19 protein-coding genes and 1 tRNA gene are annotated in these 25,400 nt (G+C 58.1%); 15 read left to right on the forward strand and 5 right to left on the reverse strand.

Annotated features, from left to right (window positions below):
* Positions 1-351 precede the first annotated feature (351 nt).
* Entirely contained in the window at positions 352-1,281 is a 930-nt protein-coding gene (locus DHV10_RS22520) for an MBL fold metallo-hydrolase (RefSeq protein WP_109488663.1), read from the reverse strand.
* 96 nt (positions 1,282-1,377) lie between these two features.
* Here DHV10_RS22520 and DHV10_RS22525 point away from each other — a divergent pair, with 96 nt between their 5' ends.
* The 9 genes from DHV10_RS22525 to DHV10_RS22565 all read left to right on the forward strand — a co-directional run bounded on the left by DHV10_RS22525 (position 1,378) and on the right by DHV10_RS22565 (position 12,631).
* Positions 1,378-2,847 carry an MFS transporter gene (locus tag DHV10_RS22525; RefSeq protein ID WP_109488664.1) on the forward strand — a complete coding sequence of 490 codons (1,470 nt, stop codon included), beginning with the start codon at positions 1,378-1,380 and terminating at the stop codon, positions 2,845-2,847.
* Between the two features lie 105 nt (positions 2,848-2,952).
* Positions 2,953-3,699: a sulfite exporter TauE/SafE family protein gene (locus tag DHV10_RS22530; protein WP_162601797.1), complete on the forward strand. Its 747-nt coding sequence runs from the start codon at positions 2,953-2,955 to the stop codon at positions 3,697-3,699.
* Between the two features lie 163 nt (positions 3,700-3,862).
* A complete protein-coding gene (locus DHV10_RS22535) occupies positions 3,863-5,608 on the forward strand; it encodes an aryl-sulfate sulfotransferase (RefSeq protein WP_109488666.1) in 1,746 nt (581 codons plus the stop codon).
* A gap of 26 nt (positions 5,609-5,634) precedes the next feature.
* Positions 5,635-6,528 (forward strand): PHP domain-containing protein, encoded by an 894-nt coding sequence (locus DHV10_RS22540; protein WP_162601798.1) that lies wholly within the window; start codon positions 5,635-5,637, stop codon positions 6,526-6,528.
* Positions 6,525-7,433, forward strand: coding sequence for a sulfate adenylyltransferase subunit CysD (gene cysD, locus DHV10_RS22545; protein ID WP_109488668.1), 909 nt, complete (start codon positions 6,525-6,527; stop codon positions 7,431-7,433). The genes DHV10_RS22540 and cysD overlap by 4 nt, the downstream gene beginning before the upstream one ends.
* A gap of 1 nt (position 7,434) precedes the next feature.
* Entirely contained in the window at positions 7,435-9,159 is a 1,725-nt protein-coding gene (gene cysN / locus DHV10_RS22550) for a sulfate adenylyltransferase subunit CysN (protein WP_109488669.1), read from the forward strand.
* Between the two features lie 21 nt (positions 9,160-9,180).
* Positions 9,181-9,768, forward strand: a complete 588-nt coding sequence (gene cysC / locus DHV10_RS22555; protein ID WP_109488670.1) for an adenylyl-sulfate kinase — start codon at positions 9,181-9,183, stop codon at positions 9,766-9,768.
* Between the two features lie 49 nt (positions 9,769-9,817).
* Complete coding sequence (locus DHV10_RS22560; RefSeq protein WP_109488671.1) at positions 9,818-10,723, forward strand: sulfotransferase domain-containing protein; 906 nt, start codon at positions 9,818-9,820, stop codon at positions 10,721-10,723.
* Positions 10,724-10,891: 168 nt separating this feature from the next.
* On the forward strand, positions 10,892-12,631 hold the full coding sequence (locus tag DHV10_RS22565) for a coiled-coil domain-containing protein (protein WP_162601799.1): 1,740 nt from the start codon (positions 10,892-10,894) through the stop codon (positions 12,629-12,631).
* Positions 12,632-13,432: 801 nt separating this feature from the next.
* Here DHV10_RS22565 and DHV10_RS28420 read toward each other — a convergent pair.
* From DHV10_RS28420 to DHV10_RS22580, 3 genes are all read right to left on the reverse strand, one after another.
* Positions 13,433-13,546 carry a methyl-accepting chemotaxis protein gene (locus DHV10_RS28420; RefSeq protein ID WP_109488673.1) on the reverse strand — a complete coding sequence of 38 codons (114 nt, stop codon included), beginning with the start codon at positions 13,544-13,546 and terminating at the stop codon, positions 13,433-13,435.
* Between the two features lie 13 nt (positions 13,547-13,559).
* Positions 13,560-13,883, reverse strand: a complete 324-nt coding sequence (locus DHV10_RS22575; protein ID WP_162601800.1) for a hypothetical protein — start codon at positions 13,881-13,883, stop codon at positions 13,560-13,562.
* Positions 13,884-13,957: 74 nt separating this feature from the next.
* Positions 13,958-15,475: a protein adenylyltransferase SelO gene (locus DHV10_RS22580; RefSeq protein WP_239461981.1), complete on the reverse strand. Its 1,518-nt coding sequence runs from the start codon at positions 15,473-15,475 to the stop codon at positions 13,958-13,960.
* 399 nt (positions 15,476-15,874) lie between these two features.
* On the opposite strand from DHV10_RS22580, the gene DHV10_RS22585 reads away from it, so the two are divergent.
* Positions 15,875-17,443, forward strand: a complete 1,569-nt coding sequence (locus DHV10_RS22585; protein WP_109488676.1) for an amidase — start codon at positions 15,875-15,877, stop codon at positions 17,441-17,443.
* Between the two features lie 397 nt (positions 17,444-17,840).
* Here the strand turns inward: DHV10_RS22585 and DHV10_RS22590 are convergent.
* A tRNA-Ser gene (locus DHV10_RS22590) sits at positions 17,841-17,932 on the reverse strand.
* A 244-nt stretch (positions 17,933-18,176) separates the two neighbouring features.
* Between DHV10_RS22590 and DHV10_RS22595 the strand changes: the two genes are divergently transcribed.
* The 5 genes from DHV10_RS22595 to DHV10_RS22615 all read left to right on the forward strand — a co-directional run bounded on the left by DHV10_RS22595 (position 18,177) and on the right by DHV10_RS22615 (position 25,210).
* Positions 18,177-22,022, forward strand: coding sequence for an alpha-amylase family glycosyl hydrolase (locus DHV10_RS22595; RefSeq protein WP_239461982.1), 3,846 nt, complete (start codon positions 18,177-18,179; stop codon positions 22,020-22,022).
* A 112-nt stretch (positions 22,023-22,134) separates the two neighbouring features.
* Positions 22,135-22,797 (forward strand): HAD family hydrolase, encoded by a 663-nt coding sequence (locus tag DHV10_RS22600; protein WP_109488677.1) that lies wholly within the window; start codon positions 22,135-22,137, stop codon positions 22,795-22,797.
* Positions 22,798-23,009: 212 nt separating this feature from the next.
* Entirely contained in the window at positions 23,010-23,804 is a 795-nt protein-coding gene (locus tag DHV10_RS22605) for an ABC transporter ATP-binding protein (RefSeq protein ID WP_109488678.1), read from the forward strand.
* A 3-nt stretch (positions 23,805-23,807) separates the two neighbouring features.
* Positions 23,808-24,566, forward strand: a complete 759-nt coding sequence (locus DHV10_RS22610; RefSeq protein ID WP_109488679.1) for an ABC transporter permease — start codon at positions 23,808-23,810, stop codon at positions 24,564-24,566.
* Positions 24,567-24,568: 2 nt separating this feature from the next.
* Positions 24,569-25,210 (forward strand): TetR/AcrR family transcriptional regulator, encoded by a 642-nt coding sequence (locus tag DHV10_RS22615; protein WP_109488680.1) that lies wholly within the window; start codon positions 24,569-24,571, stop codon positions 25,208-25,210.
* Positions 25,211-25,400: the final 190 nt, after the last annotated feature.

Consider the following 25,400-nt stretch of genomic DNA (forward strand, 5'->3'; position numbering starts at 1 on the left):
TGGCGAACACCGTAATCTCAGAGACATGCGTAAAGGCTCACCGTAGACCAAACCGAGTGTGTTCACCGCGATCGCGATCTCTTCGATAGCACTTGCAAGGAGCGGCGCACACCTTGTTTTCCCAAGTCGCGCAGATTGGTCCGCAGCCCGACGCCGGATCGCGTATCCGAGGACCAGGAATACGACCATTCATTGCGGCATGTCTTAGCGAATGCGCAACCTTTCCTGCCGCGTCGGAGTAGAGCGCACCGGCCGCGGACGCTTCAGCCGTGTTGTCGACCGCTAATCCTGGATTTGTAAATGCTGGTCTGGCTTGTCATCAGTCTTGCGTGTTGGCGGGGATGCGATGCTTCAGTACTCCGAAAGATCATGGCCGTTTACGACGGGACCTTGGTAGTTCAGGTGGATCTCTTTCACGAGATCCACTTGTTCCGGATCTCCGAAGTAGAGCTGGTGATACAAGATCAGGAGCTTAGGCTTGGCTTCGCCAGCGATCTTTGCGAGTTCCCGGGTAGAAGTGTGAAAGCTCCGGTGATACTGGCCGCGTGACGCTCCGAACACCACGCTGTACCGATCCTCCGAATACACCTCGTGAATCAGAAGGTCGCAGCCGTGACAAGCGTCAACAATGGATTGCGTCGGTCGCGTATCACCGGAGAGCACGATCCTCCGCCCACCCGCGTCGATTGCATAACCGAAGGCCTGAGGCCAGGAACCGTGCTTGACCTCGAGCGCTCGCACCGTCACGTTTTCATCTTTGTAGATCAGTCCTGCGGCTTCGATCTCGTGCACTTTCACTGCAAGCCCTTCCTCATTGAGGGTTTCAAGGCCGCCGGTTCGAACCTGAATGTCTGCTGCGTAGGCCTGCTTCAGGTGAGCAGTCATCGCGGCGATGCCATTGGGGCCGTATACCTCCAGTGGCTCCCGTCGGCCGACCACCCAGGGCGTGAGGATAAGGTCTGGATAACCTAGCGTGTGGTCAGAATGAAGGTGTGTGATGAACAGGCGGGTGAGGTGCGTCGCCTCCAGTGCGCCGATCTGAAACTTTTCAGCCGCGGCCTCCGCCTGGCGAACTACGTTCGCGCCAGCGTCAAAGAGGTACACCTGGCCGTTGATGACAACTGCAACACAAGGTCCTGAACTTGTTGGATCGGGGATCGGAGTGCCCGAGCCCAGAATAATGACCTTCGCACTGCTTTGCGCGTGCGAAAGTGCCAATGATGTCATCGCAAGGCATGCGAGCCAGGCCACGATTCGAAAGCGCGGAGGAAGTAGCGGCATCACGTCTCCTGCGGCGGCAGTCTACCATGCGCTCGGTATAGAATGGGCAGACCCCGTTCCCCCAAGCGAAAGTGACAACCCATCACGAGAGGACCAATGAAAGTTTCTTCCTCCTGGACGACCGTGATCAGTCCTCTATCTGTTTCCGCGGACACGCCGGATCCGGGGCGCTGGGCTTCGCTCGCCGTCGTCCTTACCGGAGCCTTTCTGGCCGCGCTCGATTTCTTCATCGTGAATGTCTCGATTCCCGCAATCCGTACCAGCCTGAAAGCCACCTTTGCTGAGGTGCAGCTGATCATCGCGAGCTACGGCCTTACGTACGCAGTGCTGCTCATCTCGGGCGGCAGGCTCGGCGATATTTACGGCCGAAGAAAGATGTTTGTGTGGGGCGTAGTGTCCTTTACGGCGGCTTCATTGTTGTGCGGCGTCGCGCCGTCACCAATATTTCTCATCGCCGCACGGGCACTACAGGGAGTTTCCGGTGCACTGCTATTCCCGCAGGTGCTGTCTATTATCCAGGTCACCTTCCCGTTGCGCGAACGAGCAACAGCATTCGGCTTCTTCGGTACGGTAATTGGGCTGTCGTCATTTGCCGGGAATGCTATCGGGGGAGTGCTGGTCAGCGCAGATGTCTGGCATCTCAGTTGGCGGCCGATCTTCCTCATCAATCTGCCAATCGGGCTATTAACAGTCATTCTTGCCGAGAGGTTCGTAAAGGAATCCAGCTCTCCTAAAGCGCGCCGGCTTGATCTCGGCGGAGTGGCCATTCTCACATTCGCTCTCTCGCTCCTGCTCTATCCCCTCATCCAGGGCCGCGAATCCGGCTGGCCTGCATGGGCCTTCATCTGCCTGATCGCGTTCGTTCCGGTGATGATCATGTTCGTGCGTTATGAGCGGCAGGTAACGGCGCGCGGTGGATCCCCACTTGTCGAGCTTTCGTTGTTTCACAATCGCGTCTTCGTGACTGGCCTCTGCAGCGGCGTATGTTTCTTTAGCGGAGCGGCAGCGTTCTTCCTGATCTCAACAATTTTCCTTCAGAACGGGCTCGGGTTTTCAGCGCGGCATGCCGGCCTCACATTTCTCTGGTTCGCCATCGCATTTCTCAGCAGCTCGCTGGCGTCCGTGCGCGTGCAGCCCAAACTGGGCAGCCGGATCATCAACCTAGGCGTGCTGTTTATGATCAGCGGGCTGGTGGGACTGCTTTGGATCTCCTCTCTTCGCGGAGCGGCGCTGACAAGCCTAAACCTAGCTCCGATACTGCTCGTCTACGGCACTGGGCAGGGCTTTGTAATGCCCACGCTGATCAACACCATTCTGATGAACATCAAGGGGCACGACGCTGGATCAGCTTCCGGCGTTTTGACAACCGTTCAGCAGGCCTCATTTGCGACGGGAGTGGCGGTGATCGGCACAGTATTTTTCAGCGCACTGGGCCAGATCAGCACGGTTGAAGCATTCGTCCGGGCGCTTCGCATCGCGTTTTCGGTAAATATCGGTCTTCTGCTCATTACATTCACGCTGGTCCTTCAGATACCTCGTTTTCCTGCGAAAGAGCAGAGCCGTTGATGTGAAAGATGTCTGCTTTCTTCCTCGTTCCGCTTGTCAGCCCGTGGCGGAGAGCGCTGAATGGGCTGCTATGATACGGCAACACCACCTTGGCGCGGAGCCGCAATGCAATATGTTGTTGGATTTCTGATCGCGTGTGCGGTCGGGCTGACAGGTGTCGGCGCCGGCAGCATCACTGCTCCGATCCTCATCCTGTTTTTTCACCTCAAGCCGGCCGTAGCAGTAGGGACTGCACTCACTTTTGCCGCGGTGATCAAATTTGCGGTCCTGCCGATCTACATCCGGCGCCGGCAGGTGGACCGCCGGATCCTGCTGCTTCTGTGTGCCGGCGGAATTCCGGGAGTCGTCGTCGGTATACAGATCCTGAAGCGCATGAGCGTCGAAGACCACGAGAAGGGGATATTCCTCGTCTTGGGCATCACCATCATCTTTCTCTCGCTGGTGAATCTCTACCGGTCGCTCCGCAGTAAATTCAAAGCCGGTACTATCGATCGTTCCAAATGGCTTCCGCCTATTGCAGCCTTGATTGGCGCCGAAGTTGGCGTGTCGTCGGCGGGTGCGGGTGCGCTGGGCGCAGTCGTGATTATGACTCTCACTCAACTGTCGCCCGCGCTGGTGGTGGGCACTGATATGGTTTTTGGCCTGACCGTCTCCACAATCGGCAGCGGCCTTCACGTGTTCATCGGTCATTATGATCTGCAGGTACTCGGCAGGTTGTGTGCGGGCGGAGTTGTGGGGGCCATCTGTGGCGCTCTGCTTTCTTCGAGGCTCCCCTCCCGCGCGCTCCAGATGGTCCTTTTCATCTGCCTCATCGGGCTAGGCGTGCAGCTTTGCGTCAAAGCAATGAGTTGATGAGCAGGTTGAAACCTCCGCCACAATAAGTTATCGACCCGAGTGCAAATCGTGTGCTAGGCTTCTCAGCACTGTGCCCCACAGACTACTTCTTCCCCTGCTCCTGGCGGCCGTGTCCGTTTGTGCGGCTGAGACACCCATCACCGTCCATTTACAGACGAGCTTGCCTTCGCCCCAGCCGGTGGGAACGCCCATCGGCCTCACCTCCTTGATGGGGATGGAGAGCTTCAGCAGGGATATGTTTGTCTTCCAGTACGCAGTGAGCGTGAATGGCGGACCATTCAGAATTGTGCAGGACTACAGCCAGTCCTATACCTTCGCCTGGGCCCCGGAACTGTATGAGCAGTCGGCGACGATTCGCGTGCGAATTCGGAATAACGAGACAAAGGCAACCGGCGAAGCCACGATGCCGTTTCAATTCATTTCGCGGGTCAAGGGAGCAGCCCAGGTCGTAACACCTACCGCACACCCGCTCGTTGCTCTGTTCAGCGCCGCGCCTTGTCCAGAGGGAAAGCAGTTCCGCGTGGCTTTTCACGCAGACGGTGAAGAGGCGATGAGCCGCACTCCCGCACAGCCGTGTAAAGGGGGGATCAGTAACAACGTCTACGTCGCTGGTATGCGTGCAGATACCGAATACCGGCTCCGTTCCGAGGTCATCTCCGGAACCAATGTCACGCCCGGCGCGTGGCTCCCGTTCCACACCGGCATGCTGGACGGCAACTTTGCGGCGGTGTCTCTCGCAGTACCGCCGACCAGTGGAGTTGATGTTGCGGAGCCGGTGATTGTCTACAGCGCCATCTCGTTGGGGGGCGGTGTTCGGCCATTTGCCACGGATCTTCAGGGGCGGGTGATCTGGTATTTGCGATCCGCCGATTCCATCACTCGCGTACTTCGGGGCGGCCGGTTCCTCGTTATCACGGATGGATCGAACTCAGTCAATTCCACCCATGAAGGCCAAGTGCTGCGAGAACTAGACCTGGCAGGTAATATCATTCGCGAAACAAACGTCGGCATCGTCGCCGAGCAACTTGAATCCCGCGGCATCCATTCCGACTGCCATAAGGGCGGTCGAGAATGCGTCTCCGGCTTTCATCATGAAGCGATTCGTCTGCCAAATGGGCATACGCTGGTCGTTGCCGGGATTGAGCGCATGATGCCCACCGGCACCCAAGGCTCCAAACTGCCTGTTGATGTTCTGGGCGACCTCATCATCGACCTGGACCCCGACTTCCAGGTTTCCGCGTTCTGGAACTCGTTCGATCACGAAGACCTCAAACGTAAATCGCTGAACGATGCCAAATGCCATACAGGCGAGGGAGGATGCCCTGCCGTGTTGCTCGCCGAAGAGGCGAACGGCTGGTTGCATAGCAACTCCCTCAACTACATTCCGGCCACAGGTGACTTTCTGGTCTCCCAGCCGGAACAGAACTGGGTGCTGAAGGTCGACTGGAAGGATGGAAAGGGCAGCGGCAACGTCCTCTGGCGGCTGGGCAAAGATGGCGACTTCAAGGCTGAGTCGAAGGATCCGAATCCGTGGTTTTCATTTCAGCATGATGCAGGGTTTGAGCCGCTCGGTTCGGACCTCCTCACGCTTACGGACGACGGGGATGCAAGTGGTACCGCCAAGAAGGCGGGAGTTCGCGCGCAGGTGTGGAAACTGGATGAAGAGAAACATATTGCCACGCTGGTTTACAGCGCTCCGCTTGGAGTCGGCACCATATGTTGCGGGTCGATGCAACTCCTGAAGAATGGCGGATACACGGCAGTGGCCGGATGGTCGCTTCCCCTGACTGGGCGGACCACGGAGTTCGACAAGGACGGCAAAGTGGTGCTTGCACTCGACATAGCCGGCGCAGTCGATTACCGAAGCTATCGCTTGGAAGATATGTACTCGGCACCGATCAAGTAGCAAATCAAGTATTCGGCGGAGCGCAGTTGATCGATCTTCATACACATACCGACAAGTCCGACGGATCTACTGATGCCGGCGATCTCGTTCGGCTCGCGGTGCGTGAGGGCATCGAGGCGCTGGCGATCGCAGATCACGATACGCTGGCGGGCTACGATGCCGCGGCGCCCGTGGCCGCTGAGCAGGGGTTGGAACTCGTTTGCGCCGTTGAACTGAGCACGCGCCCCGGTGAGGCGAAATTGAATGGCAGGCGACAGCCGTCTGTTCATCTGCTCGGATACTGGTTACTCTCTCCGCCATCGACTGAGTTTCGATGTTGGCTTGAAAGCCAGCAGGAGAGCCGCAGGAGACGCAACGTGGAATTGGTCGCCCGACTGGAACAACTGGGCGTGCCGGTCTCCTTGGATGAAGCTGAGGTGTACGGAAGAAATCAGGTGGGCCGCCCTCATTTCGCCAGAGTACTGTGCGACAAGGGCTACGTCGCCAACATGCAGCAGGCTTTCGATCTGTATCTTGCGGACGAGGCAAAGGCCTCAGTCGAACGCGATGAACCCTCCCTTGAAGCAGGCATTCAACGCATCGTCGAAAGCGGAGGCATGGCCTCGCTGGCCCACCCTGTGCGACTTCCGCAACGCGGCTCTGAACTTGCCGGCCTTCTCAAGCGACTGATTGACGTCGGGCTGCAGGGGCTCGAAGTCTTTCACAGCGAGCACTCTTCCGCAGATACCGCAGAGTATAGCGAACTAGCCCGCCGCCTCGATCTCATCGCCACCGGCGGATCGGACTTTCACGGTGACAACAAACCCCGCATCCGCCTCGGCACAGGGATTGATTCGAACATCTCCCTGAGCTACAGCTTCCTCGAGAACATGCGCGAGATGTGCGCTGCCAGACAACATCGAACGAGCGGCAAGCGATGAGAGACAGCCTGACACTCACGCACCTGCGCATGCTCGAGGCCGAGAGCATTCATATACTCCGCGAAGTCGTTGCCGAATTTCAGCGCCCGGTAATGCTGTACTCCATCGGCAAAGATTCGTCCGTCATGCTGCGCCTTGCGCAGAAGGCGTTCTATCCCGGAAAGATCCCGTTCCCGCTGCTGCACATCGATACGACATACAAATTCCGCGAGATGATCGACTTTCGCGACCGCTACTGCGCCGAGATCGGCGCAAAGCTCATCGTGCATACCAACAGGGCAGCGATTGACGCCGGCGCGAACCCCTTCGATCTCGGAACCCAGAAGTGCTGCGGGCTTCTCAAAACGCGCGCTCTGCTCGATGGCCTGGCGGAAGGAGATTTCGATGCGGCGATCGGCGGCGCTCGACGCGATGAAGAGAAATCGCGAGCCAAGGAACGGGTGTACTCATTTCGCGATCCGCACGGCCAATGGGATCCAAAAAATCAGCGTCCCGAACTCTGGAATCTCTTCAATTCGCGTATCAATCCCGGCGAAAGCATCCGTGTGTTTCCGCTTTCCAATTGGACTGAACTCGACATCTGGGAGTACATCAATCTCGAGCAGATTCCAATTGTGCCTCTCTATTTCGCAAAGGAACGCGAAATGGTGGTTCGCCGATCAAGCCTCATCCCGGTTGAAGCGAACGTTCCCCTTCTACCCGGGGAAAAAGCAGAGATGGTGATGTGCCGCATGCGCTCGCTCGGATGCAGCCCGTGCACTGGAGCCATCCGCTCTGAAGCCGACACACTGCCCAAGATCATTGAGGAGATGATGCTCTTCCGCCGTTCGGAACGCGAGAACCGCATTATCGACTTCGACCAGGAAGGGTCGATGGAGATCAAGAAACGAGAAGGATATTTCTAACGTGCCCGCAAGCAGCAGAGATCAGACGACCGGAATTGATGCCTTTCTTCGTCGAGAAGAGGAGAACGACCTTCTGCGGTTCATCACCTGCGGAAGCGTCGATGACGGCAAATCAACTCTGATTGGGCGTCTTCTCTTCGACTCTAAGGGAGTCTACGAGGATCAGCTCAGCGCCATCAAGAAAGCGACGGTGAATCAATCTGCCGGTGCTGTGGATTTTGCCCTGCTGACGGACGGGCTCCGTGCAGAGCGCGAGCAGGGAATTACCATCGACGTTGCTTACCGCTACTTCTCCACTCCCAAGCGGAAATTCATCATTGCGGATACTCCGGGGCACGAACAGTACACCCGCAACATGGCAACCGGCGCCTCCACCGCGAACCTCGCGATCGTCTTAATTGATGCGCGTAATGGAGTGCTGCCCCAGTCTCGTCGCCATGCCTTCATTGCTTCTCTCGTAGGCATACAACACCTCGTAGTTGCCGTGAACAAGATGGATCTGGTCGGATACAGCGAAGATGTGTTCGACAGGATCTGTGCGGATTTCAATGGTTTTGCCGCTCCGCTGCAGATGGCGGATCTCTACTTTATTCCTGTCAGTGCGCTGCACGGCGACAACATCGTTACGAAGAGTGAAAACATGCCGTGGTTCGATGGACCAAGTCTGCTGCACCATCTTGAGACCGTTCATATCGGCAGCGATCGAAATCTCTCCGAGATGCGTTTTCCGGTTCAGCTTGTCTCCCGGCCAACGCAGGACTTTCGCGGCTTCTCCGGCCAGATTGCTTCCGGCGTTCTCAAACCCGGTGATCCGGTCATGGTGCTCCCTTCGGGGCGGAGTTCTCGCGTGAAGTCGATTGTGACCTACGACGGCGAGCTGCCGCGCGCATTCCCGCCGATGTCGGTGACCGTCTGTCTTGAAGACGAAGTGGACGTGAGCCGCGGCAACATGTTCGTGCCGCCATCGCACCCTCCGCACGTAACCAGGTGCATCGATGCTCGGCTTGTCTGGATGGATCACCAGCCGCTCGATCTTCGTCGGCAATACCTCGTCAAGCACACCAGCCAGTGGGTCAAGGCGCAGGTGAGGTACGTGCGGTACCGCGTGGATGTGAACAGCTTCCAGCGTCATCCTGCTTCCGAACTGAAACTGAACGAAATCGGAACGGTTGTGATCGATCTGCATTCGCCGTTGTTCGTGGATCAGTATCGCCGTAATCGCGCCACGGGCAGCTTCGTTCTTGTCGACCCGATCTCGAACGCTACCGTGGCTGCAGGAATGGTCACCGGTCGCGACCCAAAAATGGCGGACTCCGCCATGCAAGAGGTGCAGGCTGCCGAGACCAGGCACATCACCAGCGATGAGCGAGAGCAGCGGGTCGGTCATGCTTCCGTGCTCATATGGCTCAATGGCGGCGTACAGCTTGCGTTTGACATCGAAAATGAACTCTTCAATCGCGGGTATCTCACGTACGTCATCGCAGCGCAGGCGGACGGCAGTGTGATGCTCGAACTAGCTCAGAACCTCACGGCGGCTGGCCTTCTTACCATTTGCGCGGCCGATTTTCTTTACGAAGTTGAGCGGGATCGGGCCAGGGCCATCATCGATCCTGCGCGGTTTATCGATCTCGATGCGTCTGTCTTCAGCAGCGCTGAAGAAGCAGTGGCGAAAATTTCCGAAGTACTTGCCGAGCGGCAGATCGTTCCGGTGCCTCGGTCACGCTGAATGGGCTAAACAGGAGCACGTATGAACTCCGGTTGTACCTTGTGGTTTACTGGCCTCTCGGGCAGCGGCAAAAGCACGATCTCGCAGCTAGTCGCTTCCCGTCTGCGAGCGCTCGGCGCCAGGGTAGAGGTCCTCGACGGGGATATCACCCGAACCCTGCTGTGCCAGGGACTCGGTTTCTCGAGAGAAGACCGTGAGGAAAACATTCGCCGTATCGGATTTGTTTGTGAGCTGCTATCGCGGAACGATGTTATCGCGATTGCCGCGGCCATCTCGCCGTATCGTTCGTCTCGGGATGAGCTCAGAAGGCGGATTCCAAACTTCATCGAGATTCATATGAATTGCCCAGTCGAAGTTCTGATCGAACGCGATGTGAAGGGGTTATACAAGAAGGCTCTGGCTGGAGAGATCAAGCAGTTCACCGGCATTTCAGATCCCTATGAGTCACCGGTTTCTCCGGATCTGACGATAGATTCTTCCTCTGAATCGATCGAAGCAGGTGTAGCAAAAATCCTGTGTCATCTAGAGAAACTCAAGATAATTCCTCGCGCAGGCGCAGAACTCCCAACGGCTGAGCGCGAGGTGAAGTCAATACCGACATTCAATTGACTCGCGTGTAGCAATGCGCGAGAGCCCATCAGGAAGGAGAGGTCCGATTATGAGCACGACCGTAGCATGGCCCCAAAAGACGAAGGAGATGCACAACCAGCACATCGACTCCACGTTTTGGGATGGCTTCAAGTTCAGAGATGACGACATCATCATCTCCACCTACGCTAAATCAGGCACCACGTGGATGCAGCAGATCATCTCGCAGATGCTCTTCAACGGCGAGACTGACATTGACACGCAGGCTATGTCACCGTGGATCGATATGCGCGTTCCACCCAAGGAGATCAAACTCGCGGCCGTTGAAGCGCAAACGCATCGCCGCTTCGTAAAGACCCATCTTCCAGTCGAGGCACTTGTGTACTCGCCCAAGGCCAAGTACGTTTATATCGGGCGTGACGGCCGCGACGTCCTGTGGAGTCTATACAACCATCATTCGATGATGAATGAGGCTGGATACGACGCTTTGAACAAGACGCCCGGACTGATAGGACCGCCCATCGAACCTCCTACGGAAGACATTCGCGAATATTGGCACACCTGGCTTGCGAAGGATGGTTTTCCCTACTGGTCATTCTGGGAGAACGTTCGCAGCTGGTGGGCCATCCGCAACCTTCCCAACCTGATGCTCGTTCACTTCGACAAGCTGAAACGCGACATGCCGGGAGAGATGCGACGCATTGCCGCCTTCCTCGACATCCCCATTGACGAAAGCAAGTGGGACCTTATCGTCGAGCACTGCACCTTTGACTGGATGAAGAACAACGGGGAGAAGATCGTTCCTCTCGGCGGCGCCGTTTGGAAAGGTGGCGTTAAGACCTTCATCAACAAAGGCACAAACGGACGCTGGAAGGAAGTGCTCACACCAGCCGAGTCCGCCGAGTACGAGGCCAAAGCGCTCGCGGAGCTGGGCCCCGAGTGCGCTCACTGGCTCGCTACGGGCGAGATGCCGTAACGTGGAACCTGGTCATCAGGCCGCGGCCATCACCAGCCGCGGCTTTGCTTTTTGCGCCAATTGTTCAATATCAAAGCAATCGAGGAACTCATTTTCACTCCAGGCGCGTCTCGCGCGTCCGCGTTCAAGTGAGTTCTGTGCTCAATCACCATTTCAGGAGAAATACCGATGATGCGGAGAATAGCTGTGTTCCTCGCCATTCTTGTTCTTGCCGGACGTCTTGAACTCGATGCACAGTCGTCCTCGCGATCCTCGCGCAAAGGCGAAGACAGCATTCCCACGGATTCTCCCGTCAATCAGTCAGCCGCCCTCGATGAGATCAAAGCTCTTCTGCGCGAGCAGGCTCGGCTTCTCCAAACCCAGCAGCACCAACTTGAACGCCAGCAGGCCGAGATCGATGAATTGCGCCGGCAAGTCGCCCCGCAGAAAGGCGCGGAGATTCTCGCCGCCATCGATCAGGAATACGATGCTGCGAAGGATGCGGCCCTGCTTCGCAATGCATCATTGAGCTTCACAAGACCCATACATCAGACGAACGTGTCTCCTGTCGTCACAGCGGCAATCGCACAGGCTGGTAAGGGAACAGAAACCGGCGATTCTCCACTTTCCATCCACTTCGGAAAAGCGAGCCTCACACCCGGGGGCTGTGTCGACTTCACCTCCTACTACCGCTCTGCAGATGTTGGCAGCGGGCTAGGTACCTCATTCGGAACCATCCCCTACAGCAACACAGTTCTCGGCGGCCTGAGCGAAACGCACTTCACCGCGCAGGGCTCCCGCCTCAGCCTCCGCGCCGACGAAACCTTCGGCTCGGTCAGAGTCTTCGGTTATGCTGAGGCTGACTTCAACGGCTACCTGCCCCCAAATGGTTATGTGAGCACCAACTCTGACTCTCTCCGTCTCCGCGTTTACTTCACCGACCTGAAGCGCAGCCGCTGGGAACTGCTCGCCGGCCAGAGTTGGTCTATGCTTACTCCTAACCGCGTAGGTGTCTCGCCTTTTCTGTCCGAGATCTACAACACCCTCCACCTCGATTCCAACTATCAGGTTGGTTTGACCTATGCGCGCCAGACCCAGATTCGAGCCGTGTACCACTTTACTGACAACCTAGCCCTGGGCCTCTCGGCAGAAAATCCCCAGCAGTTCAGCGGCGGCGCAGCCACGTTTCCGGCGCTCTTCAACACGACGCAAACCGATCTGGGCTCAAGCAGCGGAGCTGGCGGAGGCACGGCCACACCGAACGTTCATCCCGATTTGATCGGGAAGCTTTCGCTCGATCCCCGCTGGGGCAATCGCGCCTGGCACCTTGAGACCGCAGGGCTTCTCACTGGCGTGGGTATCCTCACTCCCGCATCCGTCACCAAAGGCCCGGTTGCTAAAGACACCCGTGAGGGCGGCGGAGTCTCAGCGGCTGCAAACATCGAGGCAGGAAGAACCCTGCACATCATTGCGACTGGCTTCTGGAGTGACGGCGGGGGCAGATATATCGGAGGTCTGGGTCCCGCATTTGTTGTCGCGCAGCGGGACTCCACCACTTCGGCCTTTTCAGCCCAGATGATTCACGCCGGTTCATTTATCGCAGGGGCTGAATGGCGGCCAACGAGAAACACCGTTATCGCACTGACCTACAGTGGCGCCTACTTCGCGCGCTCATTCTCATTTGACCCGAGCACGCGCACCCTTATCGGCTACGGCTATCCCGGAAGCGCTAACTCGAACAACCGCAGTGTTCAAGAGGGAACGCTGGCCACGCAGACGAAGCTGTGGACACGACCGGGTTACGGCTCGGTGCAGGTGATCACGCAAAGCTCATACATTGCGCGTTCACCATGGTCGCTCAATCCTGGCTCGCCCAGTTCCGCACGGGTGTTCGTTGGCTATGCCAATCTTCGATATGTTCTGCCGTGAATGCTTACGCGAGAAGCGGTAACCATAAACGAGTCTATGGCAAACGATGCACTGTGACTTAGAGTCGCCATGTTGGACTTGTGACTCCGCCCTCCAACTTTGAACAGAGCAAGCCCTAATGCAGCTCGTCTCGTCGTGCAATCTGTGGTAGGTAGTAGACGGGCTAGGTATCTTGTATGAACGGCGCGGGGGGTGAAGGCCCCAAATCTCTTCACTGGCGATTCGCAATCAACTCTGCTATCAGCGCATCCATCGACCCGGGCGAGCAGGCAATCCTCCGATCCGCTTCCTGATCGGGCATAGGAGCGGCGACATCGCGAGCCCTCTTAGACGACACACGATGGAGTGCAGATTAAATCCGCATCCGTAGCGGGATAACCTCACTTCTCAGGGGCGATCCCGGCTCCGGAAGCCTGGACAGCCGCGGTGCTGCCGTCCAGGCTCGGAGTCTACTGTTGGTCGGAGCAGCAGGCAAGCCGGACGGCGGTCGGGAAGAGAGCCGCGTCCGGTGCGATGCTTTGGCATCGGCCGCTGCTCCGGCGATTGCGCTCAAATGATGAACCACCTGCATCAGAGCCTCTGCTTCGGCCGTCAACGCCTTGGCGGCCGCCGCACTTTCGTCGGCGGTAGCCGCAACTGCTGCGTCACCTGTTCCATCTCAGTCAACGCTTTCGCAACTTGCTCCATACGCGCGTTTGCTCTTCACTGCCCAGGCTTACCTCTTCTACAAGCTTCTTTACATCAGCCGAGTCCTTCATGATGGCGCGAATCGCGAGTGCTACGTGTTCCACTTTGGCCTTACTATGGCCTGACCCTGTGGATAGATTCCTCGATCAATTGCGAGGTGTCCTTGGCCGCTTGTGCGCATCGTTGAGCGAGATTGCGGATCTCGTCCGCGACCACGGCGAAGCCCATGGCGGCCTCGCTTCTACTGCAACGTTAAGGGCCAGGAAGTTGGTTTTAAAAGCGATCTCGTCGATGGCTCCATGGTCTGCGAGACATGGTCACTGGACTCCTTGATGTCGCTCATAGCGGTCACCATGGTCTCCAAGTGACCGTTCATCTCGGCAAGCTCAAGTTCCGACTTCCTGACCAGTGCTTCGGCCTGCTTGGCGCTCTCGGCGTTTCTCCGTGCGATGGAGTTGATTTCTTCGCTCGACGCCGAGGTTTCCTCAATCGACGCAGCCTGCTCTGAAGAGCCCTGAGCCACAGACTGACTGGAGGAAGAAATCTGACCGGCGGCACTCGTCAATTGCGCAGCGCCCGCAAGGGAGTTGCAAGGCCTTTGGCAAGGATCCGTTTGCTGGCACATCGACCGATACCGGCTCATGTTCCGCAAAAAGTCTGACTGACGCGCTCTTCTGCACGAGCAGGCATTGTGTACCGTTCCAGGCTTGGTCTCTCTTCGTAAGGGCGCGAGATGACATCCAATAGCTCTTCAAACGGCTGATAATCCTGATGCTCGGAAGCGGCCTTGAGCGCTGCCTCAACCAGGTGGTTGCGCGGGATGAATGCTGGATTCGCCATCCGCATCGATCTAGCCCGCTCATGTGGTGAATGGGGTTCTTCTTTGAGACGTTTTCGCCAGTCGACAAGCCATGAATCAAAACCGCCTGCGTCGGCGAATAGGCTGCGTACTTCCTCGTCGCCTTCCGGTCCTAGCGCGGCTCCGCACAAGCGACGAAAGCCCAAAGTGAGATCGGTGTGGTTGGCGAACATCAGTTCAAGGAGGCGTTCAACCATGAGCGCGTCGTCCTCGCGTTCCGTGAAGAGGCCGAGCTTGTGGCGGAACCCGTCCAGTCGAGCGACCTCATATTTTGGCGCGAACGCAGCGAGCGCCTCGTTGGCGGAGCGAAGCGCCGCTTGTTCGCTTCCTTCCTCCTCCTCCAGTAACGGAAGCAAAGCCTCAGCGAGGCGGGTCAGATTCCACAACATGACTCGCGGCTGGTTGCCATAGGCGTAGCGTCCTTGTTGGTCGATGGCGCTGAACACGGTCGCCGGATCGTACGCCTCCATGAAGGCGCAAGGGCCGTAATCGATGGTTTCGCCAGAGATAGAGGTGTTGTCGGTGTTCATCACCCCATGGATAAATCCGAGAAGCATCCACTGGGCAACCAGTTCGGCCTGACGGCCGATTACGCCGTCGAGTAGCGCTCGATACGGCCGCTCTGCCTTTGCCGCGTCAGGGTAATGACGGGCGATGGCAAAGTCCGCCAAGATCCGCAACCCATCCGTGTCTCGTCGGGCTGCGAAATATTGGAAGGTTCCTACACGCAGGTGGCTTCGAGCTACCCTTGTCAGCACTGCGCCAGGTAATGCGATCTCGCGCTGCACCCGTTCCCCCGTGGTCACCGCGGCAAGCGCTCTAGTCGTTGGCACACCCAGCGCAGCCATCGCTTCGCTCACGATGTACTCGCGCAGAACAGGGCCGAGCGCAGCCCTGCCGTCGCCTCCGCGAGAAAACGGAGTGCGACCGGAGCCCTTGAGCTGGATGTCGTAACCAAGACCATCCCGTCCCACCAGTTCGCCTAGCAGGTTGGCACGGCCGTCGCCGAGCTGAGGTACGAAATAGCCAAACTGGTGTCCAGCGTAGGCTTGTGCCAGCGGTTCTGATCCGTCAGCCACACGGTTGCCGGCCAGGATCTCGACACCGTGATCGCTTGCGAGTTCACGAGGATCGATTCCCAGGGTCCGGGCCAGCTCGGTGTTCAGTTTCACAAGGCGCGGAACTGCGACAGGGGTTGGGTTCAGTCGAGCGTAAAAGCGCTCAGGCAGCCGGCTGTAGGTGTTTTCAAAACGGAAATGCGCGGTGTGTCGGTCGGCGGTCGAGGACGAGGGACTCACCGATGCCTCGCGGGAAGTCATTGTTCGATAATCGCACGGGGCCCTTGCGCACCGTTTTGGCAATTCACAGTCAAATTCAGCCAAAAGACGGTGCTGCAGGTTTCCGAGGCCAGTGGAATGAGGCGTCTATTTGCTGAATCGTCCTACCACGGGCCTGTGACCGCGCCGCTCCTTACGTTGCGAGCTTTCCGCCTCAGCTGCCAAGACCCAATTTGAAACTTACCGATCGCCGGCCAACCGCTCACAACCGGAGAGAACCCCCAAAAAGTGTGACGCTTCAGAAAGTGTATGAAAGGTGCATTCCGCCACCTTCGACACAGCCAGACGGCGAGACGTCCGATTCTGCAACCTTGAGCGATCGAACAACCAACTCACTTGAACCGTGCTATAAACGCATCAATGTCCCGCGCCGCTCTTCTTTTCCTTGCACTTGCAACCAGCGCCTTCGCACAAAACTCTGCGTCCCCGTTCAACGTAGTTGGTTCCACCATAGCCGAAACTCAGCGCGCAATCCTCGACGGTCGCACCACTTGCCGCGCTATCGTCGAAAGCTACTTGGCCCGGATTGCGGCTTTTGACCAGAAGCCCATTGACGGCCAACGCCTCAACGCGTTTGTGGTGCTGAATCCCCACGCGTTAGAAGAAGCCGACGCATGCGATCGTATGGTTCGTACTTCGCATAAGTTGCTCCCGCTCGGGGGCATTGCAATGGTCATCAAGGATAACTACGACACACGCGGCCTGCAGACTACCGGTGGTTCGCTCGCCATGAAGGGGTTTATCCCTGAGCAGGACGCGACGATCGTTGCGAAGCTCCGCGCAGCTGGAGCCATCATTCTCGGCAAGAGTAATATGGCCGAATGGGCCTTCAGTCCCTATTTGACCGTCAGCTCGATCGCCGGCATCACGCGTAATCCATACGACCTTTCCCGCGTGCCCGCTGGATCCAGCGGAGGCACTGCAGCGGCAGTCGCGGCCAACCTGGCCGAATCCGGCATGGGCACCGACACTGGCAATTCGATCCGCGGTCCCTCCTCGCACAACGACCTGGTCGGAATTAGGCCCACCATTGGTCTCACGAGCCGCGCTGGAATCATTCCGCTTTTCGCGCACAACGACGTGGGCGGTCCCATGGCGAGGTCCGTCGCCGATGCGGCAGCCATACTCACCGTGATCGCCGGCCCCGACCCACGCGATCCCATAACTCAGCTTTCCGCAAATCGCGCATCGAAAGAATACACGCAGTCCCTGGACCGCCACGGCCTACGTGGTGCGCGTATAGGCGTTTATCGCGAGTACATCGACGACCCGAAAACTGATCCTGAAGTGAAGCTCGTTACGGAAACGGCTCTCAAGGCACTCCAGGACGAAGGCGCTACCCTCGTAGACCCCTTCACGATCCCAAATGAGAAAGAACTGGAGAAGAACCTCTGGTGCGGCGATTTCGAAGCCGATCTAAACGCGTACCTTTCCGCACATCCTAACGCGCCGTATCACGACCTGAAGTCCATCGTGGCTAGCGGATTGTATTTGCCGTACATTGCCGAAGAGATCCAGCGTGCTATCAAGGCGCCCGCGTCCGATGACCGCCGAAAGCCGTGCCTTGATGTCTATCACGACGCGCCAAAGATTGCCTTTCGCGACGCGCTGACCAAAGCGATGGAAGCCCAGCGGCTCGATGCCATTATCTATCCCACGTGGAGCAATCCGCCGCGCAAGGTTGGCGATATGCAGAGTTCGGCAGGCGACAATAGCCAGGTGCTTTCTCCGCAAACCGGCTTCCCGGCGATAACCGTACCCATGGGATTCACGCATGGCACGCTTCCCGCCGGGCTGACCTTTCTTGGCCCCGCGTTCAGCGAAGCGCAACTTATCCGCTACGCGTACGACTTCGAGCAGACCGTGAAGCAGCGCCGGGAACCAGAACTATTCCCCTCTCTCCCTCAGCCAAATTCGGCGCCTAACTGATCGACAGTGCGATTCAGTGGCTGACGTCTGAGTTGCCGTTGATGACGGGATATATGGGTGAAAGTGTGGCCCGGATCGGGCGGGTGTTCCGGACGGCTAGTGGCCCAGAGTTCGCCACCCGCATGCGCTGAGCGCATATATCAGGAGAGATGATTGCCGGACACGGTCGCAGCTAGCTCAATCAAGATTGGCGCGTGATCGGAGGGCTTCTCCTCGGCTCGTGGTCCTTTATCAATCTGACATGCTTTGAGCATCGTTCCTGCCTGTTGCGAGAGCAGGAAGTGGTCAATGCGAATTCCGCGGTCGAATTCGAATGCCCGGCGGAAGTAGTCCCAAAAGGAATATGCCAGTATTCAAGCCTATTTTCGGCAGGTTCCCAATCGTTTTCTGAGGTTCATGGCGGAGAGGGAGGGATTCGAACCCCCGATAGAGTTACCCCTATGCCTGATTTCGAGTCAGGTGCATTCAACCGGGCTCTGCCACCTCTCCGTCGAGGGAACTTGCGGCGAATCAGGGCGATTCGCGCTGCCGGTCTTTCCCATTGTACCCGAAGCCCGGGCCTGAGTTCGGGGGAGTGGGCGCAAGTCTGGAGGGGAGCGATAGACGGCCCCGAGGTGTTAACGTGTTCTCTGGCCGCGCTCAACCCCGGCGATCGCAAACTCCGCAAAATCTGGTACGTCGGGCTGGGCAAGAAATGCAAGATTTGCATCAGACGGGAAGACTGGATTTTCTCATGATGGAGTTCCATATCTCGCGCCAAGCGCGCGAACGCTACGGCTTCGCCGAATCCCTCTTCTCCTATAACGGCAATGTTGTGTTTGCCAGTCTCGCTGCTTGCCGCGAGTTTGCGTACCGGATGAACCAGGTACGCGAGGCGGACAAGAATCCAGACCAGGCGGTGCATGCCGGACAGCTTTACGCGATGGGGCTGATCGACGAGGCTAGCCACGTGCTGATGGCGAAGTACCGGGAGCAGTTTGATCCGGAGGTGATGACCTCGGCGCTGGACTGGTTTGGCGGGCGTGTGGGCTCGGACGAACTGGACAAACTTCTGCTGACGTTTGTGGAGCACTTTCCGGGACAGTCTGTGATGCGCGGGGAAAAGACGCCGAGGGAGTGGCTCAACGGGAAGACCGGGTCGATGACCCACCGGGCCGCGGCGCTGGAAGAGCTGCTCTTATTGTGGTCGGCGAACCGAAATCCCGCCTTTAAGAAATTCGAGGAACTGTTTGAAGATAAGCCTCTTGCGGAGAGGACGGTTTACCGTCAGGTCACCAAGAAATTGCCGCAGTACTTCGCGACACGGCCGCTGGTTCCGATTGAAGGGGCGAAGGCGGTCAGCCTTTTTGATCTGCTGGGTGCGCCTTTGCAGGGAGCACCGGGATCGCTGAGCGAACAGCTCGCGCTGATTCGAAAGCTCTGGCGGCCACTGCTCGGCGACAGCCTCGACCGATTGCTGATGACGGGCGGGGAGATCTTGCGCGAAGAGGAACTGGCGATCTGGATGCAATTCAATCCGGACGCTGCCCGGGCGCGCACGGCGGCGGAAGAGGCTGCACGGCGGCGGATGGAGCAGGGAACTCAGCAGTGGCCCTCGATCGTGAGCGAGTCGCAGGTTCCGACGTTTGGAGATCCGGCGAACGAGTACGAGAAGTTCAGCCCGGACACGGCGTGGATGCCGAATACCGTTCTGATTGCGAAGAGCACCTATGTGTGGCTGGCGCAACTGAGCAAGCAGTATGGGCGGCATATCTATCGGTTAGACCAGATTCCTGATGAAGAACTTCAGACGCTGGCAGATCGCGGAATCAACTCTCTGTGGCTGATTGGAGTATGGGAGCGGAGCCGCGCGTCGAAGACGATCAAGCAACTCTGCGGGAACCAGGATGCGGTTGCGTCGGCCTATTCGCTGTTCGATTACAAGATCGCCGAGGACCTTGGCGGCGAGGCAGCGTACATCAACCTGAGGGACCGGTGCTATCACAAGGGACTGCGGCTGGCGAGCGATATGGTGCCGAACCATATGGGCATCGATTCGCCGTGGGTGATCGAACACCCGGAGTGGTTTATATCTCGCTGGGAGTCGCCCTATCCGGCATACAGCTACAACGGGCCCGACCTCTCGCACGATGAGCGGGTCGAGATCAAGATCGAGGACCACTATTTCGAGCAGACGGACGCGGCTGTGACGTTTCGCAGGCGCGACAAGTGGACCGGCGAGACACGCTACATCTATCACGGCAATGATGGCACCAGCTTCCCGTGGAACGACACGGCGCAGCTTGACTATCTGAACCCTGCGGTGCGCGAGCAGGTGATTCAGACCATCCTCTATGTGGCGCGGCTGTTTCCGGTGATTCGCTTCGACGCGGCGATGACGCTCGCCAAGCGGCATTTTCACCGGCTGTGGTTTCCGGGGCCGGGATCGAGCGGGGCGATTCCATCGCGGGCCGAGTACAGCATGTCGCAGGCGGAGTTCAACCGGCTTATGCCGCTGGAGTTCTGGCGCGAGGTTGTTGACCGGGTGGCGCAGGAGGTGCCGGGAACGCTGCTGCTGGCAGAGGCGTTCTGGCTGATGGAGGGGTACTTCGTCCGCACCCTGGGGATGCATCGGGTGTACAACAGCGCGTTCATGAATATGCTGCGGGACGAGAAGAACGCGGAGTACCGATCGGTCATCAAGAACACGCTCGAGTTCGATCCGGACATCATGAAGCGGTACGTCAACTTCATGAGCAATCCCGATGAAAGAACGGCGATAGATCAGTTCGGCAAGGGAGACAAGTGCTTCGGCGTGGCGGCCTTGATGTCGACGCTGCCGGGATTGCCGATGTTCGGGCACGGGCAGGTAGAGGGCTTCACAGAGAAGTACGGGATGGAGTACTACCGTCCGCGTTATGACGAGACGCCGGACCCGTGGCTGGTGGAGCGGCATCAGCGGGAGATTGCGCCGCTCTTGAAACGGCGCTGGGTGTTTGCGGAGAGCCAAAACTTTCTCCTCTATGACTTCTTCGAGGGGTCTGGGTCGGTAGACGAGAATGTGTACGCGTACTCGAATCATGCCGGCGGGGAACGCGCGCTCGTGGTCTTCAATAATCGGTACGGCGAGACGCGCGGGACAATTCACAATTCCGCCGCTTACGCCGACAAGGGCTCAGCACAGCTGAGGCAGCGGCGCATTCATGAGGGGCTCGGCTTCGATCCGCATTCGGGCGCGATTCTTGCCTGGCGCGACTCGCTGACGGGACTGGAATACCTACGGCGGGCGAGCGATGTTGGGGAGCGGGGGATCACTTTCCACCTTCACGCTTACCAGTGTCATGTGCTGATGGACTGGCACGAGAAGTGGGCAAGCGCCGCGAAGCCATGGGATCGGCTGTGCGATCAGTTGAATGGAAGAGGCGTTCCGAGTCTCGAGGACGCACTGGTGGAACTGGAACTGCAGCCTTTGTATCAGGCCCTGCGCGCTCTCTTCGATCAAGATACGATCCGCATGCTGACGGATATGGCGGAACATCCGCGGACGACTGCGTCCAGCGGAACAGTCAGCGTGGCGATCGATCGGAAAGCCAATCGCGCTCGCAGCGAACTGTTCAATGTGACGTGGGCACGCTGCGAGGCATTCATGCGGCTGGCGCAACCAGCCTATGCAAGCCGTGCTGGCAGAAGAGGCGAAATGACGATGCCTGGCCTGCTTGGGCCGGCATTCCGCGAGCGGCTATCGGCAGCCATGCGGATTCCGGTGGTGGAGACGCTGTGCTCAGCTCCGTGGACGGCAGCGGCGAGGCGTGTGTTGCCGAGTCCGAGCCCGCAGATGGCTGCGACGGCAATGTGGGCGCCGGTGATTGCGTGGTGCGCGCTTGAGACCCTGGCGGAGTCTGTCGATGCGGAGCAGCCAGAGAACGCGGCTCTTGAAATGTTCGAACAACTGCGACTGCGGAAGCCGCTGGCCGAGGCGTTCGCGGGTCTGGGCTTCGAAGGCGAGTCGGCCTGGCGCGCTGCGGCACGGATCAGAGTCTTGCTGCTGGTCGAAAGAGAGAAAGCTTCCGGGCAAGGAGAACAGGCTCCGCAGAAAGCTGTGAAGGGGTCGGAACAGCCAGCGGGTTCAGAGAAGGAGCTCGGCAGCAGAGCGGAGCTCACGTCCGCACATGAGCCGGTGTCCGGACACAAGCCGGCGCCGACGCGGAAGCCTGACGTTCCCGCTGTTGTGGCCGGTCTTCCTCGCGAGCTCTGGGCGGATCCGGATGTACGGTGGCTGGGGGGAGTTCACGATGCGGGCGGCTCAAGTTATCTGGTGCAGGAGCCTTTCGAAGAGCTGCTCTGGTGGCTGCAGATGCCGGCGATTCTTCGGCTGGCTTCTCAGGCGAGCGTGGGCAAGTCGGACACGCAATCATTCTGCGCGTGCATACAGGATTGGCTGGGAGATGTTGAACGGGCGGGTTACAAGCTGCAGGCGCTGCTCGGGTCCGACGAAGAAGAGGAGCTGAAGGAAGCTTCGGAGCAGAGTGGGATTGAAACAGTGGAACCGGCAAGTGCCGAGGCTGATTTCGAGGGCGAAGTAGCGAAGCCTTCGATGTGAGACCGCCGTCGGCTGCTGCACTTCGAGTTTAGAGGGGCTTCAAACTCTTCATGAGTTGTCATGCATCTCAGGTCTTGTGTTGCGCGGAATGACCGCGGGACTGGGAGAACGGATGATTGAAGCCCTCTTGAGCGACATTGACGGCACGCTGGTAGACAGCAATGCCTTGCATGCAGAGGCGTGGCGGAGGACTTTCGAGCACTTCGGCATTCAGGTGGGAATGGACGAGGCCTGGCGGCAAATCGGAAAGGGAGGCGACAAGCTTATCCCGGTCTTCGTGAGGGAAGCGGATCGAAAGCGATTGCAGAAAGATCTGGAGGCATTTCGGAAAGAGATCTTTCATCGTGACTACATGCCGCGCATTGTCAGCTTCCCGAGATCGAAGGACCTGTTCCGAGCGGTGAAGCAGAACGGAACGAAGATTGTCCTAGCCACATCCTCGGATAAGGAAGACGTCTCGACATACAAGCGCATCATCGGTATCGAGGATCTTGTCGACGAGGAATCATCGGCTTCCGACGTTGAGGAGTCGAAGCCCGATCCCGGCATTTTTGCTGTTGCGCTCAAGAAGATCGGGGTGGCTGCTGATCGTGCCATTGCGCTGGGTGACACTCCGTATGACGCGCAGGCGGCCGGGAAACTTGGTATCAAGGTTATCGGGCTTACGTGTGGCGGATGGAAGCGGAACGATCTGTTCGATGCGGGGTGCGCGGAGGTCTATCAGGATCCTGCGGATTTGCTTGTTCACTTGCGAGAGTCTCCACTGGCAAAGTAGAGCTGAAAATAGTTGATTTTCCCGCCTGGTGCGGATCGCCGCGGATATTTGTCCGGATCTCAACTGAACTGAGAGACGAAGAAGGACCGGCATCGGCTGCGGCAAAGACAGCTCGGGAAGATCGCGCTTGACAAACTGAACTGTACCGTTCAGTATTGTTTTCGGAGCAGGCCAGGTTAAGGGTGTAGCTCCGACCCGGGAGGTCATTCTGCATGATCAGGGTTCAGAATCTTGTAAAAACCTTTGGCTCGTTCACTGCCGTCAACGATGTCTCGTTTGAGGTGGCGGCGGGGGAGATCTTTGCCTTTCTCGGTCCGAACGGGGCGGGGAAGACGACAACCATCAAAATGCTGACCACGCTGCTGCATCCGACAAGCGGATCGATTGAGCTTGACGGTCTGGATCCGCGCAAACATCAGAACCAGGTGCGCCAGCGGTTTGGAATTGTGTTTCAGGATCCCAGTCTCGATGGAGATTTGACGGCCTGGGAAAACATGGAGATCCACGGCGTGCTGTATCACGTGCCGCATAAGACGCGGCGGCAGCGCTCGGAAGAGCTCCTGAAGCTCTTCGAGCTGTGGGACCGGCGCAACGACCAGGTGAAGAAGTTTTCGGGCGGCATGAAGCGACGGCTGGAGATTGCGCGCGGCTTTCTGCATACGCCGAAGATCCTGTTTCTGGATGAGCCGACGCTGGGGCTTGATCCGCAGAGCAGAAACCAACTGTGGAGCCATGTGAAGCGCGTAAATGAAGCCGAAAAGGTGACGGTGATGCTGACGACGCACTACATGGATGAAGCGGATCGTGTGGCGCATCGCGTTGGGATTATCGACCACGGCAAGCTGGTGACGCAGGGTACGCCGGCTGAGATCAAAGAGCAGACGGGGACGGCGTCGCTGGAGGATGCGTTTCTAAAGCTGACGGGGTCCACGATTCGCGACGAGAGCGCGGGATCGGCAGACCAGATGCGGCAGTTCGCCAAGATGTGGCAACAGCAAAGGAGGTAGCGGATGAGTGCGATCTATATTCTCTGGCTGCGCGAGCTGAAGCGGTATACGCGTTCGCGGGCACAGATCATTGCTTCGCTCGGCCAGCCGATGTTGTATCTGCTGGTGCTGGGGTTCGGATTGAATCCGGTATTCAAGAAAGCCGGATACGGCAGCTATTTTCAATTCATTGCTCCGGGAGTGATCGGGATGTCGGTGCTGTTCTCGTCGATCTTTTCGGGGCTGGGACTGCTGTGGGATCGGCAGTTTGGGTTCCTGAAGGAGACGCTTGTAGCTCCGGTGCCGCGGATCGAAATCATGATCGGGCGGACGCTGGGCGGATGCACTGTCGCGGTGATTCAAGGGCTGCTGGTGTTGACGATCTGCCTGATTTCCGGATTCAGGCCGGCAGGCTGGCTCGCGATTCCGGTTGCGGTCGGATTCATGGTGCTGATCGCTCTGCTGTTTGCGGCGCTGGGCGTGATCTTCGGGTCGAGCCTGCAGGACATGCAAGGTTTTCAATTGATCATGAATTTTCTTGTGCTTCCGATTTACTTTCTTTCGGGAGCGATGTTTCCGCTGACGAATCAAGGAAAGGTCCTGGGTTTCATTACGGCGCTCGATCCGTTGTCGTACGGGATTGACGGGATGCGATCGGTGTTGCTGAGCGCGGCGACTTTCCGGCCGGCGTTCGGAATCAGCATCGACCTGGCGGTGCTGATCGGGGTTGGTTGCATTCTGCTGGTGCTCGGGGCGTGGCGATTCTCTAAGATCGAAGTGTAGACATGGTTCGTCCCCGAAGTGCTGAAGCTCACGAAAAGGTACTGAATGCCGCGCTCGAGCTGTTTGCCGAGCGCGGCATTGATGCGACGAGCATGGATGCGATTTCGCAGGCGTCCGGCGTCAGCAAGGCTACGATCTACAACCACTGGACTGACAAAGAAGCACTGCTGCTGGAAGCGATGTTGATGATCCATGGGCTCGATCGCGAGCCGGAGGACGTGGACACAGGCGATATTCAGCGCGACCTTACAACGGTGTTGACGCGCAAGCCTCCGGACAAGTGCGATGCGGTTCGAAATCGGCTTACGCCTTCGCTGATTGCCTATTCGGCCTTTCATCCGGAGTTTGGACGCGAGTGGAGGCACCGGGTGACGGAGCCGCCGCGAAAGTGCATCCGGAAAATTCTGCAGCGCGGGATCTCGCGAGGCCAGCTGCCGGCGGATCTCGATATTGAGGCTTCGGTCGCGTTGTTGCTTGGGCCGATGTTGTATGCGCACATCTTCAACAAGGAAGATCCTTCAAAGGCGCCGGATCTAGGGCCGGTGAGCGCGGCAAACTTCTGGCGCGCGCACAGCCTGAACCGGAAGGAACGCGTGGCGGATCTTGGGATCACGAAGAGGACGCCGAGGTCGAAGGTTCGTTAGGTTGGGTCTTCTTGGAAGTGGTACTTAGCGCAAAACAAATGCAGCGCAACTGCAGATCCTTCGACTGCGCCGGTCCAAGTGGACCGGCTCCGCTCAGGATGACATTCGTTGCTCGCGCTCAGGATGACAATCGTTATTCGCGCTCAGGATGACAATCGTTATTCGCGCTCAGGATGATAGTCGTTATTCG

It is taken from the genome of Occallatibacter savannae, assembly GCF_003131205.1.
Lineage (GTDB): Bacteria > Acidobacteriota > Terriglobia > Terriglobales > Acidobacteriaceae > Telmatobacter > Telmatobacter savannae.

What these genes read in the sequence shown, in the direction of transcription:
- DHV10_RS22530 (WP_162601797.1), top strand. Translation starts at nt 2,953, where the DNA reads ATGCAATATGTTGTTGGATTTCTGATCGCGTGTGCGGTCGGGCTGACA.
- DHV10_RS22605 (WP_109488678.1), top strand. Translation starts at nt 23,010, where the DNA reads ATGATCAGGGTTCAGAATCTTGTAAAAACCTTTGGCTCGTTCACTGCC.
- DHV10_RS22615 (WP_109488680.1), top strand. Translation starts at nt 24,569, where the DNA reads ATGGTTCGTCCCCGAAGTGCTGAAGCTCACGAAAAGGTACTGAATGCC.
- DHV10_RS22525 (WP_109488664.1), top strand. Translation starts at nt 1,378, where the DNA reads ATGAAAGTTTCTTCCTCCTGGACGACCGTGATCAGTCCTCTATCTGTT.
- DHV10_RS22595 (WP_239461982.1), top strand. Translation starts at nt 18,177, where the DNA reads ATGATGGAGTTCCATATCTCGCGCCAAGCGCGCGAACGCTACGGCTTC.
- cysD (WP_109488668.1), top strand. Translation starts at nt 6,525, where the DNA reads ATGAGAGACAGCCTGACACTCACGCACCTGCGCATGCTCGAGGCCGAG.
- DHV10_RS22565 (WP_162601799.1), top strand. Translation starts at nt 10,892, where the DNA reads ATGATGCGGAGAATAGCTGTGTTCCTCGCCATTCTTGTTCTTGCCGGA.
- DHV10_RS22560 (WP_109488671.1), top strand. Translation starts at nt 9,818, where the DNA reads ATGAGCACGACCGTAGCATGGCCCCAAAAGACGAAGGAGATGCACAAC.
- DHV10_RS22610 (WP_109488679.1), top strand. Translation starts at nt 23,808, where the DNA reads ATGAGTGCGATCTATATTCTCTGGCTGCGCGAGCTGAAGCGGTATACG.
- DHV10_RS22600 (WP_109488677.1), top strand. Translation starts at nt 22,135, where the DNA reads ATGATTGAAGCCCTCTTGAGCGACATTGACGGCACGCTGGTAGACAGC.
- DHV10_RS22520 (WP_109488663.1), bottom strand. Translation starts at nt 1,281, where the DNA reads ATGCCGCTACTTCCTCCGCGCTTTCGAATCGTGGCCTGGCTCGCATGC.
- DHV10_RS28420 (WP_109488673.1), bottom strand. Translation starts at nt 13,546, where the DNA reads ATGGGCTTCGCCGTGGTCGCGGACGAGATCCGCAATCTCGCTCAACGA.
- DHV10_RS22585 (WP_109488676.1), top strand. Translation starts at nt 15,875, where the DNA reads ATGTCCCGCGCCGCTCTTCTTTTCCTTGCACTTGCAACCAGCGCCTTC.
- cysC (WP_109488670.1), top strand. Translation starts at nt 9,181, where the DNA reads ATGAACTCCGGTTGTACCTTGTGGTTTACTGGCCTCTCGGGCAGCGGC.